The 14,806-nt window shown below is 66.7% G+C and carries 14 protein-coding genes; 6 read left to right on the forward strand and 8 right to left on the reverse strand.

Annotation, left to right across the window (positions count from 1 at the left end; all coding sequences use genetic code 11):
• Positions 1-51 precede the first annotated feature (51 nt).
• Complete coding sequence (locus Q9316_RS04375) at positions 52-1,020, forward strand: IS110 family transposase (protein ID WP_306034026.1); 969 nt, start codon at positions 52-54, stop codon at positions 1,018-1,020.
• A 132-nt stretch (positions 1,021-1,152) separates the two neighbouring features.
• On the opposite strand, the gene Q9316_RS04380 is transcribed toward Q9316_RS04375, so the two are convergent.
• Positions 1,153-2,247: a glycoside hydrolase family 25 protein gene (locus Q9316_RS04380; RefSeq protein WP_371877953.1), complete on the reverse strand. Its 1,095-nt coding sequence runs from the start codon at positions 2,245-2,247 to the stop codon at positions 1,153-1,155.
• A gap of 318 nt (positions 2,248-2,565) precedes the next feature.
• Between Q9316_RS04380 and Q9316_RS04385 the strand changes: the two genes are divergently transcribed.
• From Q9316_RS04385 to mcpU, 4 genes are all read left to right on the forward strand, one after another.
• Positions 2,566-3,021 (forward strand): BA14K family protein, encoded by a 456-nt coding sequence (locus tag Q9316_RS04385; RefSeq protein WP_443096511.1) that lies wholly within the window; start codon positions 2,566-2,568, stop codon positions 3,019-3,021.
• Between the two features lie 184 nt (positions 3,022-3,205).
• Complete coding sequence (locus Q9316_RS04390; protein ID WP_306034028.1) at positions 3,206-4,978, forward strand: acyl-CoA dehydrogenase; 1,773 nt, start codon at positions 3,206-3,208, stop codon at positions 4,976-4,978.
• A gap of 165 nt (positions 4,979-5,143) precedes the next feature.
• Positions 5,144-5,905: a crotonase/enoyl-CoA hydratase family protein gene (locus Q9316_RS04395; RefSeq protein WP_306034029.1), complete on the forward strand. Its 762-nt coding sequence runs from the start codon at positions 5,144-5,146 to the stop codon at positions 5,903-5,905.
• Between the two features lie 181 nt (positions 5,906-6,086).
• Positions 6,087-8,180: a methyl-accepting chemotaxis protein McpU gene (gene mcpU, locus Q9316_RS04400; RefSeq protein ID WP_443096509.1), complete on the forward strand. Its 2,094-nt coding sequence runs from the start codon at positions 6,087-6,089 to the stop codon at positions 8,178-8,180.
• A 57-nt stretch (positions 8,181-8,237) separates the two neighbouring features.
• Here the strand turns inward: mcpU and Q9316_RS04405 are convergent, their stop codons facing one another.
• From Q9316_RS04405 to Q9316_RS04415, 3 genes are read right to left on the reverse strand one after another with little or no spacing between them, the layout of a single operon-like run.
• Positions 8,238-9,488, reverse strand: a complete 1,251-nt coding sequence (locus tag Q9316_RS04405) for a class I SAM-dependent RNA methyltransferase (RefSeq protein WP_306034030.1) — start codon at positions 9,486-9,488, stop codon at positions 8,238-8,240.
• Complete coding sequence (locus Q9316_RS04410; RefSeq protein WP_306034031.1) at positions 9,485-10,237, reverse strand: TlyA family RNA methyltransferase; 753 nt, start codon at positions 10,235-10,237, stop codon at positions 9,485-9,487. Before Q9316_RS04410 ends, Q9316_RS04405 begins: the two co-directional genes overlap by 4 nt.
• Positions 10,238-10,279: 42 nt before the next feature.
• Positions 10,280-10,552, reverse strand: coding sequence for a hypothetical protein (locus Q9316_RS04415; RefSeq protein ID WP_306034032.1), 273 nt, complete (start codon positions 10,550-10,552; stop codon positions 10,280-10,282).
• A gap of 190 nt (positions 10,553-10,742) precedes the next feature.
• Here Q9316_RS04415 and Q9316_RS04420 point away from each other — a divergent pair, with 190 nt between their 5' ends.
• Positions 10,743-11,552, forward strand: a complete 810-nt coding sequence (locus Q9316_RS04420) for a class I SAM-dependent methyltransferase (RefSeq protein WP_306034033.1) — start codon at positions 10,743-10,745, stop codon at positions 11,550-11,552.
• A 7-nt stretch (positions 11,553-11,559) separates the two neighbouring features.
• Here Q9316_RS04420 and dxs read toward each other — a convergent pair whose 3' ends face one another.
• From dxs to Q9316_RS04440, 4 genes are all read right to left on the reverse strand, one after another.
• The gene (gene dxs / locus Q9316_RS04425; RefSeq protein WP_306034034.1) at positions 11,560-13,479 is read right to left on the reverse strand and encodes a 1-deoxy-D-xylulose-5-phosphate synthase; all 1,920 of its coding nucleotides are present in this window, start codon (positions 13,477-13,479) and stop codon (positions 11,560-11,562) included.
• A gap of 261 nt (positions 13,480-13,740) precedes the next feature.
• Positions 13,741-14,142, reverse strand: a complete 402-nt coding sequence (locus tag Q9316_RS04430) for a DUF1801 domain-containing protein (protein WP_306034035.1) — start codon at positions 14,140-14,142, stop codon at positions 13,741-13,743.
• A 19-nt stretch (positions 14,143-14,161) separates the two neighbouring features.
• Positions 14,162-14,584 carry a DUF1801 domain-containing protein gene (locus tag Q9316_RS04435; RefSeq protein WP_306034036.1) on the reverse strand — a complete coding sequence of 141 codons (423 nt, stop codon included), beginning with the start codon at positions 14,582-14,584 and terminating at the stop codon, positions 14,162-14,164.
• Between the two features lie 9 nt (positions 14,585-14,593).
• A complete protein-coding gene (locus Q9316_RS04440; protein ID WP_306034037.1) occupies positions 14,594-14,800 on the reverse strand; it encodes a hypothetical protein in 207 nt (68 codons plus the stop codon).
• Positions 14,801-14,806: the final 6 nt, after the last annotated feature.

Raw genomic sequence — 14,806 nt, forward strand, 5'->3', positions numbered from 1 at the left:
CCGGCCGTCCTTCGCGTTTGTCCTGAACAGATGATGGGGAGCAAGTCCCGCATGCAAGGCAAGGTATCGTCAAAACCAAACGCGGCACCAGTTTATGTCGGTGTCGATGTCTGTAAAGAGTGGCTCGACATTCATTTGCATCCGCTGGGCCGCGACCTCAGGCTCGCCAATGGCAAGGCCGGGCTGCAAGCGCTGAAGCGGCTACTGCGCGGGCTGCAGCCGGCCTCTATCGTGATGGAGGCGACGGGCAAGTTTCACCGACTGGCCCATCGCAGTCTGCATGAGAGCGGCTTTCCGGTCGCTATCGTCGATCCGTATCGCGCCCGCATGTTCGCCAGAGCCTGCGGCCACTTGGCCAAGACCGATCGGCTGGATGCCCGCTTTCTCGCCATTCTCTCGCAAATGCAGCAGCCAGCGCCCACCGCGCCTCCCGACAAGCTTCTGGAAACACTTGGCGAACTGATCAATGCGCGCTGCGCGGCCGCAGCCGATCTGGCGGCGCACAAGAACCGCCTGAAAGCGACGGATAGTGCTTTCCTGCGCCAGCAGCTCGGCAAGCTGGTCATAGCCTTGCAGCGGCATATCGAAAGCTTGGACAAGGAGATCGCCCAGCGCATCGCCGAGGATCCCGAGCTTTGCCGCAGAGTGGAAATCCTGACCTCCGTTCCCGGCGTCGGCGCCGTCACGGCTCATTGCCTGGTCATCGGCCTGAGCGAGTTGGGGCACTGCAATGCCAAGCAGGCGGCCATGCTGGCCGGCTTGGCGCCGATCGCCAACGACAGTGGCGCGCGCCAGGGGCAGCGCTCGATCAGTGGCGGCCGCAAGACGCCGCGCAACGCCCTCTACATGGCGGCGCTGTCGGCCTGCCGCTACAATCCGGATATGAAAACCTTCGCCACACGGCTGAAGGACAACGGAAAGCAGGCCAAGGTCGTTCTCACCGCCGTCATGCGAAAACTCGTCGTCCTCGCCAACACGCTTCTTACCCAAAATCGATGCTGGACGCCAAATCCACCTTGACCTTCAACACAGATGCTCATCCGACCCTTCGGGCCACCTTCTCCCCGCTGGGGAGAAGGGGAAAACCGCAACGCTCTACCATAGGCGACAACCTTCCCCTTGTGGGGGAGATGCCGGCAGGCAGAGAGGGCCTTAGAAATCCTGGTAGTTGAGCGGCGTGATCTCGACCATGCGGCGGGTGGGCGTGACCGTTGCCGCGCCCGCGACCGCAAGGCCCGCGCCGACCGAAGCGGAAACGCTGACGGGGAAGGAGGCGATGGTGCCGGAGGCGAGCGTGATCGCGCCCGTCGTCTGCACTGAGGCCCCGGTCGAGGCTGCCGCTTGCGCCGTGGCGGTCAGCGTGCCCGTTACGGGAATGGAGGCGGTAAGGATGTCGTCCACCGGCTCGAAGGGTTTTTCCGGCAGGAGGCTGCCGAACGCCCAGACCGCCTTCAACTGCGTCTTGGTCATCGACGCGACGTTGACGTCGATATCGTTCTCCGCGCCCTTCACCCGATAGGGGCAGCGCCGCTTGGAGCAGTTGACGGCGGCGGAGAACTGCCAGAGCGCGTAGTTGTCCCAGTTGCCCATCGGGAAGCTGCCCGTGATGCCCGGTTTGTAGCGGGCGTACCAGAGCGGCAGGCGCGACAGGATGCGGTACTTGTCGCGGTTGGCGGCGATATGCCGGGCGGTGGCGTGATTGGTGTAGAGCACCGGATAGCGGCCCGTGCGCGTCCTGATATGGCCGGCGAAGACCTGTGCATCCTCCAGCGACATGTAGTTTTCCGGATCGATGCCCTCGATATCCAGCACCATCATCTCGTCGTCCTGTGGATTGGCATAGTCGAGGAAATGGTTGGCCTGGTCGACAGGATTGCCGGGGCGGGCGAGATGGTAGGCGCCCCAGAGCAGGCCCTTGGCGCGGGCAAGCAGCCGCCGCGTCTCGTAGAGCTCGCGGCTCACCGCATATTTGCGCCACATCGTCTTGCAATGGGCGAAGGTATCGCCGTTATGGTCGCCCCTGCAACTGTAGCTTTCCGGCAGGCCGTCGGAGGCCTTCGAGATGAAGCCGGCGATCCGCTTGTCGGATAGCATCTGCGACCAGTCGATCTCGTTGAGTTCGTAGGCGTCGATGACGATGGCGTTTTCCGGCTTCTTCCAGGGCTCCATGTCGGCCGCGCCGGCGCAAAAGGGAAGGGCGGTCGAAAGAAGAAGAGCGGCGAGGCCGGAAAGCTGCTTTGGTTTCATGGACGTTCCCTCGCGAATCTCGGATCCTCCGCAAGCGGCGATGGTGCGGCAGGTATGGTTAACGAAGCGCTAAGTCATGTATTGCGGTGAACGGGACATTTGAGGAACAATGCGGGCCGGTTCGCATTATATAGTAAAATGCCCTTCCGCGGGTTGCCGCGGCCGAATTACGGGAGAAGCGTCATGAGACTTTCGAGCAAATGTATCGTCGTCGCCTTTTCGGCGCTGTTTGCCATCACGCCGATGGTGCCGGCCGCCGCCATGCCGCTGGGGGCCGTGAAGGCTCAGCCGGTAGAGGGCGGTGCAGATGTCACGCTCATCGACCAGCGGTGCATCTACTGCAAGCGCGGGGGTGGTGGCGACTGGCGCGCGCGCGTCTTCCAGGAACAGTCCAACTGGTACGGCGACAGCAAGAACACCGGCCTCTACAATGGCGGTCCCCGCCGTTATCGCGACGGCTGGTCGGAACGCCGCCGCTACCGGGATGGCTGGTCCGGCCATCGCGGCTATCGTGACGGCTGGTATCGCGGCCATCGCGGCTACCGCTATGCACGTCCCGGCTATCGCCGCCACGACAACGGTTTCTGGTTCCCGCTCGCCGCATTCGGCGCGGGCGCCATCATCGGCGGCGCGATCGCCAACGACCGCGTCTACAGCGGTGGCGGCTCGCATGTGAACTGGTGCGCCAATCGCTATCGTTCGTACCGCGCCTACGACAACACGTTCCAGCCCTATAACGGCCCCCGCCGTCAGTGCCTGTCGCCCTATCGCTGATAGCGCCTTGCAACATGCCGGACCGTTCCGGCTCTCATGAACAGGCCGACCGGATGAACCGGCCGGCCTGTTTTCATATGATGGGCTTCGCAAAACATTGACGTTTACGTAAAAATCAATAATCTGGCCGCCGGATAGTCACTGCGCCCCTCAGTCCGGGGCGGCGGTCGGGAGGAGGATAAGCATGTACAAGGCGCCGGTCGAGGAGATTGCGTTCACGCTGAAGCACGTTGCCGGGCTCACCCCCGCGCTCGACGGCGGCCATCTGGGCGACCTGACGGACGATCTTGTCGACGCCATCCTGTCGGAGGCCGGCCGCTTCGCCACCGAAGAGGTCGCCCCGCTCGCCGAGATCGGCGACACGCAGGGCGCGCGCCTTGCCGATGGCAAGGTTTCCATGCCCGACGGCTGGCCGGCACTCTACAAGGCCTGGGCCGAGGGCGGCTGGAACTCGCTGACGGCCTCGCCGGAATTCGGCGGGCAGGGGCTTCCCCACATGCTGCACGTCGCCGCGCTCGAAATGTGGAACAGCGGCTCGATGGCCTTCGCGATCGGCCCGACGCTCACCATCGGCGCCATCGAGGCCCTGACAGCGCACGGTTCCGAGCATCTCAAGAACACCTACCTGCCGCAGATGGTCTCGGGCGAATGGATGGGCTCGATGAACCTCACCGAGCCCCATGCCGGCTCCGACCTCGGCGTCATGAAGACTCGCGCCGAGCGCCGTGACGACGGCACCTACCGCCTGTTCGGCCAGAAGATCTTCATCACCTACGGCGAGCATGACTTCACCGACAACATCGTCCATCTCGTGCTCGCCCGCCTGCCCGATGCGCCGGCCGGCACGCGCGGCATCTCGCTCTTCCTCGTGCCGAAGTTCCTCGTCAACGCGGACGGCTCGCTCGGCGCGCGCAACGATGCCTATTGCCATTCCATCGAGCACAAGCTCGGCATCCACGGCTCGCCGACCTGCACCATGATCTACGGCGACGGCCGTTTCGGCGACGAGCCGGGCGCCGTCGGCTGGCTGATCGGCGAGGAGAACCGGGGCCTCGCCTGCATGTTCACCATGATGAACAACGCCCGCCTCGCCGTCGGCATGCAGGGCGTGGCGATCGCGGAGGCGGCGACGCAGAAGGCCATCGCCTACGCGAAGGAGCGCACGCAGGGCAAGGCGCCCGGCTGGCAGGGTTCCGGCATGAGCCCGATCATCGAGCACCCGGACGTCGCCCGCATGCTCCTGACCATGAAGGTGCTGACCCAGGGCGCCCGCGCCATCACCTACGCCTGCGCGCACGCCGTCGACCTGTCGCATGGCGACGAGGCGAAGCACTGGAGCGAGCGCGCCAGCCTGCTCACCCCCATCGCCAAGAGCTTTGCTACCGATGCCGGCGTGGATGTCGCCTCGCTCGGTGTGCAGGTGCACGGCGGCATGGGCTTCATCGAGGAGACGGGCGCCGCCCGCCTCTACCGTGACGCCCGCATCGCGCCGATCTACGAGGGCACCAACGGAATCCAGGCGATCGACCTCGTGACGCGCAAGCTGCCGCTCTCGGACGGCGGCCACATCCACGGCTTCATAGCCGAATTGCGCGAGATCGCCGCCAAGGCCCGCGCCGCTAACGCCCCGGCGCTGGGCGAGACCGGTGAGCGGCTGGAGGCGAGCATTGCCGATCTCGAGGCGGCGACCGAATGGCTGCTCGCCACGCTCGCCGAAGGCAGGCAGGCCGAGGCGCTCGCCGGCGCCACGCCCTACCAGCGCCTCTTCGGCCTGGTGCTGACCGGCGCCTATCTCGCCAAGGGCGCGCTCGCCGATGGTGGCGACGGCAGCAACGCCGAACGCGCCGCGCTCTGCCGCTTTGCCGCGGAAAACGTCATCGGCGAGACGGCGGCGCTCAAGGACCGGGTGATGACGGGGGCGCAGAGCCTGGAAGCGGCCCGCGCCGTGCTGGGTTAAGACCCCTCCCCACAAGGGGGAGGGGCTAACGCGCGGCACCCTCGGTATGCAAATCAGAGGCAAGTGCGCGCGTCTTTCTTTCTCCCCCCTTGTGGGGGAGATGCCGGCAGGCAGAGGGGGTGTCCGGATGCGCGACCTCTCCGCATTCATGAGGGAAACGATACCATGACCGACCACATTCTGATCGAACGCCCGCAAGACGCTCCCGGCGTCCAGGTGATCCGCCTCAACCGCGCGGACAAGAAGAACGCCATCACCCGCGCCATGTACCAGGCGATGACGGACGCGCTGAAGGCGGGCGATGCGGATGATGCCGTGCGCGCCACCGTCTTCCTCGGCAGTGAGGGCTGCTTTTCCGCGGGCAACGACCTCAACGACTTCATGGCCTTCGCCATGGGCGGCACGATGGGCCGCGAGGTGATCGATTTCCTCCATGCGCTCGCCGCCCATACCAGGCCGCTGGTCTCCGGCGTCGACGGCCTCGCCATCGGAATCGGCACGACCATCCATCTGCACTGCGACCTGACCTATGCGTCGATCCGCACGGAATTCCGCACGCCCTTCGTCGATCTGGCGCTGGTGCCGGAGGCGGCCTCCAGCCTGCTGGCGCCCCGCCTGATGGGCCACCAGCGCGCCTTCGCGCTGCTGGCCGCCGGCGATGGCTTTTCCGCCGCTGCCGCGCGCGATGCCGGTCTCGTCCATGCCGTGGTCGAGCCGGCCGCGGTGGACGAACAGGCGCTGGCCGCGGCAAGGCACCTTGCCGCCAAGCCGCCGAAGGCGCTGGCGATCGCCCGCAACCTCATCCGCGGCGATCGCGCGGACGTCGCCGCGCGCATCGACGAGGAGGCCGGCCATTTCGCCGCCCAGCTCAAGAGCCCGGAAGCGCGCGCCGCCTTCGAGGCCTTCATGGCGCGCGGCAAGGCTTGACGGCCTTGCCATTTGTGGTCTGTCAATTTTAACAGGACCTTAAACACGTTTTCCTATGGTGCGGCCATTCTCCGGCGCTTCCGCCGGCGGCCGCATGATGCGTCCGACCTTCGCCTTCCGGCATGCCCGTTCAGCATCGAGTGCCGCCCCATCGCGGCGCTCCCGAAGGAATACGCTCCCCGTGTCCAAGCGCTCCAATCTCATGACGCGCATCCTTGTCGTCGCGTCCCTCGTCGTCATCGCCGCCTTCACCGGCTTCTCCCTCTATATCGATAGCCTGCAGCGCAGCGTGCTGACGAATTCCGTCGAGGAAAGCATCGACAGCTCCGGCAAGCAGGCCGCGCAGAGCATCGCCAACTGGCTGAACGCCCGCGTCGCGCTGACCGAAATGGCGGGCAACGCCGCCGCCAAGGCCGCCGACCCGGCCGGCATCGAAACCGTGCTGCAGAACGACGTGCTGGTCGGCCAGTTCATGACCACCTATGTCGGAGACGAGGCCGGTATCTTCACGCAGTGGCCGAAGTCGGAAATGCCCGATGGATACGACCCGCGCCAGCGCCCGTGGTATCAGGACGCGGTCAAGGCGAATGCCAGCGTGCTGACCGAACCCTATATCGACGCCTCCACCAACGACCTGATCATCAGCGCCGCCACCCCGGTCAAGCGCGACGGCAAGCTCACCGGCGTCGCCGGCAGCGACTTCTCGCTGAAGTCGCTGGTCGACATGGTGGATTCGGTCGATCTCGGCGGCATGGGCTTCGCCTTCCTCGTCAACAAGAACGGCCAGATCCTCGTGCACCAGGACAAGGCGCTCGTCACCAAGACGCTTGCCGACGCCTTCCCCGAGGCGACGCCCGCCATCGGCGGCGGCATCGCGCACACCACCTATGCCGGCAAGCCGGTGCTCGTCTCCTTCGTGCCGGTCACGGGCCTGCCCTCGGTGGAATGGTATCTCGGCTTCACTATCGACAGCGGCATGGCCTATGCGGCCATCGACCAGTTCCGCATTGCCGCGACCATTGCCACCGTGCTCGCCGTCATCGTCATGATGGGCTTCCTGGCCACCGTGCTCTCGCGCCTCGTGGTGCGCCCGGTCAAGGACATGACCGGCGCCATGGACAAGCTCGCCTCCGGCGATGTGCGCACCGAAATCCCCGGCCAGGAGCGCACGGACGAGATCGGCCGCATGGCCGCCGCGGTCGCCGTCTTCCGCGACAATGCGATCGAGCGCGCGCGCCTCGAAAACGCCGCCGAGGAGGGCCGCGTGCTCTCCGAAAGCGAGCGCCGTGAGCGCGAGGCCGTGAAAGCCCGCGAAGCCGCCGAGATCCACCACGCCGTCGAGGCGCTGGCCGACGGCCTCGGCCGCCTTGCCGAGGGCGACCTCGCCCACCGCATCGAGGCACCCTTCGCCGGTCATCTCGATCGCCTGCGTACGGACTTCAACCACTCGCTGAGCAAGCTGCATACGGCGATGACGACGGTCGGCCAGAACGCCCGCGCCATCGATGCCGGCGCGACGGAAATCCGCTCGGCCGCAGACGATCTCGCCCGCCGCACCGAACAGCAGGCCGCTTCCGTGGAAGAGACGGCAGCCGCGCTGGAAGAGATCACCACGACCGTCAAGGACTCGACCCGCCGGGCCGAGGAAGTCGGCTCGCTCGTCGCCCGCACCCGCACCGGAGCAGAGAAATCCGGCGAGGTGGTGCGCCGTGCCGTCTCGGCCATGCAGGGCATCGAAAAATCCTCGCACGAGATCTCCAACATCATCGGCGTCATCGACGACATCGCCTTCCAGACCAACCTGCTGGCGCTGAATGCCGGCGTGGAAGCCGCCCGCGCCGGCGAGGCCGGCAAGGGCTTCGCGGTCGTCGCGCAGGAAGTGCGCGAACTCGCGCAGCGCTCGGCCAATGCCGCCAAGGAGATCAAGGCGCTGATCACCACCTCGGGCGATCAGGTCCGCTCCGGGGTGGCGCTGGTCGATGAGACGGGTGCGGCGCTCGAAGCCATCGTGCGCGAGGTGCAGGAGATCAACGGCCACGTCAACGCCATCGTGCTCGCCGCCCGCGAGCAGTCGACCGGCCTGCAGGAGATCAACACCGCCGTCAACACGATGGACCAGGGCACGCAGCAGAACGCCGCCATGGTGGAGGAACAGACCGCCGCCAGCCACGGCCTCGCCACCGAAGCCGCCGCCCTCAATGCGCTGCTGGCGCAGTTCCGGCTGGGGCAGGGGATCGCAGGCCACGCCGCCTCGTCCTCGCGCCGCGCGGCCTGATAGAAGGCCCTTCAAGACGAAGGCCCGGGAGCGATCCCGGGCCTTCGTTGTTTTGCGCTACTTCTCCAGCACCGCCACCGCCTCGACATGGGCCGACCAGAGGAACTGGTCGATCGGCGTCACTTGGCGGATGCGGTAGCCGGCGGCGGTGAGGATGGAAAGGTCGCGGGCAAGGCTCGTCGGGTTGCAGGAGACGGCGACGATTGTCTTGACGCCGGAGCGGGCGAGTTCCTTGCACTGGTCCCCGGCGCCGGCGCGCGGCGGGTCGAAGACGACCGCGTCATAGGCCTTGAGCTCGGAGACCATCAGCGGGCGGCGGAAGAGGTCGCGCCGTTCCACCGTAACCGGCTTGAGGCCCTGGGTGGTGCGGGCGGCCTGGTCCAGCGCCTTCAGCGCCTTCTCCTCGCCCTCCACGGCATGCACTTTGGCCTGTCTTGCGATGCGCAGCGCGAAGGTGCCGGAGCCGGCGAAGAGGTCGGCGACGCGCTTGGCCTTGCCGAGCGCGGCCAGCACCAGCTCGGCCATCGCGTCCTCGGCCGGCTTCGTCGCCTGCGTAAAGCCGCCGGCCGGCGGAGAGACGCGGACGCCGGAAAACTCGATCTGAGGCTTCTGCGGCTCGATGAGGATTTCGCCGTCATTGGAAACGCGGGCGATGCCGCGCAGCGACAGCACGCATTCGGTGACGGCGCGCCGTTCCCGGTCGCCAATCTTCTTCACGCCCTCGAAGGCGAGGTCGAGGCCGGAGAGCGTTTCGAGCACCGTCACGCGGAACGGTTCGCTGGAGGTCGCGACGGCCCCGGCGATCCGGCGGATGGCGTCCAGCCGGGAGACGATGCCGTCGCTCGAGATCGGACAGTGGTCGATGGAGACGATGTGGTGGCTGCCGGCCTGGTTGAAGCCGAGAAGCACTGCCTTTTCCGTCTTGCGCGCCGTGAAGACGACGCGCCGGCGCTCGCCCGGCCGGGCGATGACGAGCGGCGCCACCTCCGGCGTCAGGCCCTTCGATTTGAGGGCGGCGATGACGAGATTGCGCTTGAAATCGTGGTAGAGCGCATCGCCCGCATGCTGCAGCGTGCAGCCGCCGCAGGTGCCGTTCTTGCCATCAGGGCCGAAATGCACGCAGGGCGGCTCCACCCGCTCGGGCGAGGCGACCGCCATGGACATGACCGTGCCGTGGTTCTTCACCCGCGCCACGGCGACCGTTTCGCCGGGCAGCGTGAAGGGCACGTAGACCGGGCCGCCCGCCGCATCGGCAATGCCGTCGCCGCCCGCGCCCAGCCGCGCGATGGTGAGCGTTTCCGCCGTCATGGCTTGCGGCCTCCCAGCAGGAACTCGACATTGCCGTCGCCGCCGGCGATCGGCGAGGGGATGAGGCCGAGGCTCTGCCAGCCCATATCCTCGACGAGCCAGCGTTCCAGCTCGGCGGCGACCGCCGGGGCGCTCTCCGGATCCTTCAGGAGCCCCGCCTTGCTGATCGCCTCGCGGCCCGCCTCGAACTGCGGCTTGACGAGCAGGACGCAGAAGGCGCCCGGCTGCGCCATGGTGAGCGCCGGCGGCAGCGCCAGCTTCAGCGAGATGAAGGAGACGTCGGAGACGACGGCGCCGATCTCGCGGTCTTCGAGATGATCTTCGTCGAGCACGCGCGCATTCAGGCCCTCGTGGTTGGTGATGCGCTCGTCTTCCCGCAGCCGGGGGTGCAGCTGGTCATGACCGACATCGACGGCGACGACATGGTTCGCGCCGCGCTCCAGCAGGATATCGGTGAAGCCGCCGGTCGAGGCGCCGATGTCGAGGCAGTCGAGGCCGGCGGGGTCGAGGCCGAAATGGTCGAGCGCCGCCTTCAGCTTGAGCGCCGCACGCGAGACGTAGGCCTGTGCAGGGTCGTCGATCTCGATGGTCGCGGAGGCCGGGAAAGTGGAGCTCGGCTTGGTGACGACGCGGCCGTTCACCTTGACGGTGCCGCGCGTGATGGCGTCGCGCGCCCGCGAGCGGCTTGCAACGAGGCCGGCATTCAGCAGGAGCTGGTCGAGGCGGATGGTTTCTGTGGGATGTGACATGGCCTCTCATGACGCCTCGGGCGCAAAGAGGCAAGCCCCCGCTCAAAGCCAGATGATGCGGCCGGCGAAGTTTTGCGAGAAGTCCAGGTCCATCAGGGCGGAAATGCCCTGCGGCCGCTCTTCCGGCCTTGCTTTGCGCACGATCACCGGCTCGTCGCCGATATCGCGCGACTTGCGGATGTCGGGCAGCTTCTTCTGCAGCATGGCGATGGCCGCCGCCTCTATGGCGGGGTCGTGCGCCGGCCGCTCCTCGGCCGCCGCGATGGAGGCATGGCAAAGCGTTGCGGCAAGAGCCGCAAGCAGCGCGTGGCGCATGGTGAAAATCCCTGTCCGGTCGTTCTTGTCGTTGACCGGCATAGTAGCGGGCGGAGGTTTCACAACACCCAAGGGACGTGGTTACGTGCCGGCAAACCGCGATGGTTGAGAAAGTCTGACGGATGCCGGAGCGATGGCGCATGCGGCTTTGCACCCGTATGATCTGCCCCGCGTGAATGGGGAGGAGACGATGTCATCCACGACATCCGGAATGACGTCCGGCAATGACCGGCAATATGGCGACAGCCGCAAGCTCGCGGCGCGGGCCCGCCTCAACCGGGAATACACGATTGCCGAGGTCGGCTGGTTTTCCTGGGTGGCGGCGCGGCTGCCTCTGAAGGCGGGAAGCCGTGTTCTCGACGCCGGCTGCGGGCCCGGCTGGTTCTGGGAGAGCGCCGCGGCGGCCCTGCCGGAGCGTCTCGACCTGACGCTTTCGGATCTGTCGCCGGGCATGGTGGAGGAGGCTCTGGCACGGTGCCGGCGCCTGCCCTTTGCCGGCGTCGCGGGCCATCAGGCGGATGCATCCGCCTTGCCCTTCGCCGACGATACCTTCGACGCCGTCATCGCCATGCACATGCTCTACCATGTGCCGGAGCCGGCGAGGGCCATCGCGGAAATGCACCGGGTGCTGAAGCCCGGCGGCGTTCTAGCGGTCACGACGAACGGGATCGGCAATACGCGTGCGATCTACGCGCTGGCGACCACGCTCGGCAGCCAGCCGTTCGATCCCGCCGCCGCCCGTTTCGGCTATGATGAGGCCGAGCGCCTGATGCGCGCCGCGTTCGGCAATGTCGCCATGGAGCAGCATCCCGCCCGTCTTCGCGTGACGGAGGCCGAAGACGTCTTCCTGGCGCTGACGTCCTTTCCGCCGGGCGATACGGCCGACGAGGCGCAGCTTGCTGATTTGCGCAACGCCATTGCCGCTGCGTTCCGCGAGGGCAATGGCGTGCTGGAAACCGCCAAGGAAAGCGGGCTCTTCCTCAGCATAAAAGCAGTGTGAAGGGCGCTCAGCCGGCCGCGCCGACGCCGATGGCCTTCTGGCCGAGCGCCTGGAAGACCGTCGAGACGATGCCGGCGCGGTCGAGGCCGGCCTTGGCATACATCGCGTCGGGCTTGGCCTGTTCCATCCAGATATCCGGCAGCACCAGCGGGCGCACCTTGAGGCCGTGGTCGAGCAGGCCTTCGAGCGCGAGGAACTGCAGCACATGGCTGCCGAAGCCGCCGACAGCGCCCTCCTCGATGGTGATCAGCACCTCGTGGTGGCGGGCGAGCTGGCGGATGAGGTCATGGTCGAGCGGCTTGGCGAAGCGCGCATCGGCGACCGTGGTGGAAAGGCCTGCCGCGTCGAGGTCCTCGGCGGCCAGCAAACAGTCGGCAAGGCGGGTGCCGAAGGAGAGGAGGGCGACCTTGGAGCCCTGCTTGACGACGCGGCCCTTGCCGATCTCGAGGATTTCGCCGCGAACCGGCATATCGACGCCGACGCCCTCGCCGCGCGGATAGCGGAAGGAGATCGGGCCGGCGTCATAGGCGGCGGCGGTGCGCACCATGTGCTTCAGCTCCGCCTCGTCGGCGGCGGCCATCACCACGAAGCCGGGCAGGGCCGCAAGATAGGTCGTGTCGAAGGAGCCGGCATGGGTCGGCCCGTCGGCGCCGACGAAGCCCGCCCGGTCGATGGGAAAACGAACCGGCAGGCCCTGAATGGCGACGTCGTGCACCACCTGGTCGTAGCCGCGCTGGAGGAAGGTGGAATAGAGCGCGCAGAACGGCTTGTAGCCCTCGGCGGCAAGGCCGGCGGCGAAAGTCACCGCATGCTGCTCGGCAATGCCGACGTCGAAGGTGCGCGCCGGGAAGGCGTTCGCGAGCTTGTCGAGGCCGGTGCCGTTCGGCATGGCGGCGGTGACGCCGACGATCTTCTCGTCGAAGCCGGCTTCCTGCACCAGCGCATCGGCGAAGACGGCGGTATAGGCCGGCGCATTGGGCTTGGCCTTGGCCTGCGCGCCGGTGATGACGTCGAACGTGTTGACGCCGTGATACTTGTCGGGTGCGGCTTCCGCCGGCGGATAGCCCTTGCCCTTCTGGGTGACGACGTGGATCAGCACCGGACCCTTGGAATTGTCGCGCACATTGCGCAGCACCGGCAGCAGGTGCTCGAAAGAATGGCCGTCGATCGGGCCGATATGGTAGAAGCCCATCTCCTCGAACAGCGTGCCGCCCGTGACGTAGCCGCGCGCATGCTCGACGGCGCGGGTGATGGCGCGGTCGACCTTCTTGCCGAGATAGGCCGTCAGCTTCTTGCCGAGGTCGCGGAAGCCCATATAGGTGCGGCCCGAGGCCAGGCGCGCGAGATAGGCGCTCATCGCGCCCGTCGGCGGGGCGATCGACATGTCGTTGTCGTTGAGGATGACGATGAGGCGGGCATCGAGCGCGCCGGCATTGTTCAGCGCCTCGTAGGCCATGCCGGCCGACAGCGCGCCGTCGCCGATGACGGCGATGACATTGCGGTGGTCGCCCGACAGGTCTGCGGCGACCGCCATGCCGAGGCCGGCGGAAATCGAGGTCGAGGAATGGGCGGCGCCGAAGGGGTCGTATTCGCTCTCGGCCCGGCGGGTGAAGCCGGAAAGGCCGTCTTCCTGGCGCAGCGTGCGGATGCGGTCGCGCCGGCCGGTCAGGATCTTGTGCGGGTAGCACTGGTGGCCGACGTCGAAGATCAGCCGGTCCTTCGGCGTGTCGAACACCTTGTGGATGGCGATGGTCAGCTCCACCACGCCGAGGCCCGCACCGAGGTGCCCGCCGGTGCGCGAGACGGCATCGACCATCTCGGCGCGCAGTTCGGCTGCCAGCTGCGGCAGGTCGCGATCGTCCACGGCCTTGAGGTCCGCGGGAATGTGGACCTTGTCGAGCAGGGGTGTGGCGGGTGCTTGTGTCACTCTCATGCCTCGTGTTCTCGCCCGCGTGCCGCCGCTCCGTTGCGGAGCCCGGCCCGGACATGCGGTTTGAAGCCGCGCTTGCCTGTCACATGCAGAATGCGGCGCGCGATTTCAACCGTTTCGGCAAGTCTAGAGCGTATTTCGCCGGATTGATACCTTACAAACCGACGCATTCACGGAGTCTTGTTGGGCAATTGGGGCATTTTGCGGACGCCCCGCCCGAGAGACTTCAACATGATTCCCGAGGCGGACGACGTTCCTTCACCTCTTCTTCTTCGCGCGGCCGGCACTGTTGAGTGCGACGGCGGCGCGGATCAGCGCCTTCAGCGCGTCTTCCCTGATCGCCTCGCCCTCGTGGAAGTCGATGGCGCGGCGCGTGTTACCGTCGAGGCTGGAATTGAACAGCCCGGCCGGATCCTCCAGCGAGGCGCCCTTGGCAAAGGTCAGCTTCACCACGGCCTTGTAGGTCTCGCCGGTGCACACGATGCCGTCATGTTCGAAGACGGGGACGCCGCGCCATTTCCATTCCTCGACGATGTCGGGGTCGGCTTCCCGTATCAGCGCACGCAGCCGGGCCAGCGTCTCGCCGCGCCAATCGGCAAGCTCGGCGATGCGCTTGTCGATCAGCGCGGAAGGGGATTGCGCGGTTTCGGTTTCAGCCATGGGTCCACCCTTTATGTTGCTACATGCGCTCGCCGGGAAGCCGGCTCGCCTGTTTGATCCAGCTTGCCAGCAGGGCCTCGTCCAGCGCTTCGCCCTCATGAATGTGGAAATAGCGCGTTTCCGGCGTCTTGGAAGCGACCGGCGGAACCGGATCGAGCGAGGTGCCGCGAAAGAAGGTCAGCTTGATGTATTTCGCAAAGCAATGATAGCTGAGGAACCAGCCGTCGCCCTCGATGCCGTAGAACGGCGAGTTCCACTTCACCGCCTTGTGGACATCGGGCACCGTCTTCTCGACCAGGGCGTCGAGCTTTCGCCCGATATCGCTCTTCCAGCCCGGCATGGCCGCGATATAGGCCTTGATCGGCCCGTCGCCGTAGCCCTTGGCGATCTGCGGGTTGCCGCCCGAAAGCAGGACGGGCTTGTCGGATTTTTCGCCGGCCATCGCGCCCTCCTAGCCTTGCCGCCACCGCGCCGCATAGGGCAGGGCGAAGAGATAGAGCCCGCTCGCCAGCAGCAGGATGAGCGGGAAGAGGGCGAGGAGACCGATCCAGATGGCCGGCTGGCCCTGTGCCATCGCCGCGATGTTGATGAGCACGGCAAGCGTGAAGATGATCGACAGCCAACGGTGGACCTGTCTTATCCGCATGTTCCAGTTCATCGTTTC

Source organism: Shinella zoogloeoides (assembly GCF_030733845.1).
Taxonomy (GTDB): Bacteria; Pseudomonadota; Alphaproteobacteria; order Rhizobiales; family Rhizobiaceae; genus Shinella; species Shinella zoogloeoides_C.

Excerpts from the sequence above, each read along its gene's own strand:
- Q9316_RS04375 (WP_306034026.1), top strand. The coding sequence starts at position 52 with ATGCAAGGCAAGGTATCGTCAAAACCAAACGCGGCACCAGTTTATGTC.
- Q9316_RS04380 (WP_371877953.1), bottom strand. The coding sequence starts at position 2,247 with ATGAAACCAAAGCAGCTTTCCGGCCTCGCCGCTCTTCTTCTTTCGACC.
- Q9316_RS04390 (WP_306034028.1), top strand. The coding sequence starts at position 3,206 with ATGTACAAGGCGCCGGTCGAGGAGATTGCGTTCACGCTGAAGCACGTT.
- Q9316_RS04395 (WP_306034029.1), top strand. The coding sequence starts at position 5,144 with ATGACCGACCACATTCTGATCGAACGCCCGCAAGACGCTCCCGGCGTC.
- Q9316_RS04405 (WP_306034030.1), bottom strand. The coding sequence starts at position 9,488 with ATGACGGCGGAAACGCTCACCATCGCGCGGCTGGGCGCGGGCGGCGAC.
- Q9316_RS04410 (WP_306034031.1), bottom strand. The coding sequence starts at position 10,237 with ATGTCACATCCCACAGAAACCATCCGCCTCGACCAGCTCCTGCTGAAT.
- Q9316_RS04415 (WP_306034032.1), bottom strand. The coding sequence starts at position 10,552 with ATGCGCCACGCGCTGCTTGCGGCTCTTGCCGCAACGCTTTGCCATGCC.
- Q9316_RS04420 (WP_306034033.1), top strand. The coding sequence starts at position 10,743 with ATGTCATCCACGACATCCGGAATGACGTCCGGCAATGACCGGCAATAT.
- Q9316_RS04430 (WP_306034035.1), bottom strand. The coding sequence starts at position 14,142 with ATGGCTGAAACCGAAACCGCGCAATCCCCTTCCGCGCTGATCGACAAG.
- Q9316_RS04435 (WP_306034036.1), bottom strand. The coding sequence starts at position 14,584 with ATGGCCGGCGAAAAATCCGACAAGCCCGTCCTGCTTTCGGGCGGCAAC.
- Q9316_RS04440 (WP_306034037.1), bottom strand. The coding sequence starts at position 14,800 with ATGAACTGGAACATGCGGATAAGACAGGTCCACCGTTGGCTGTCGATC.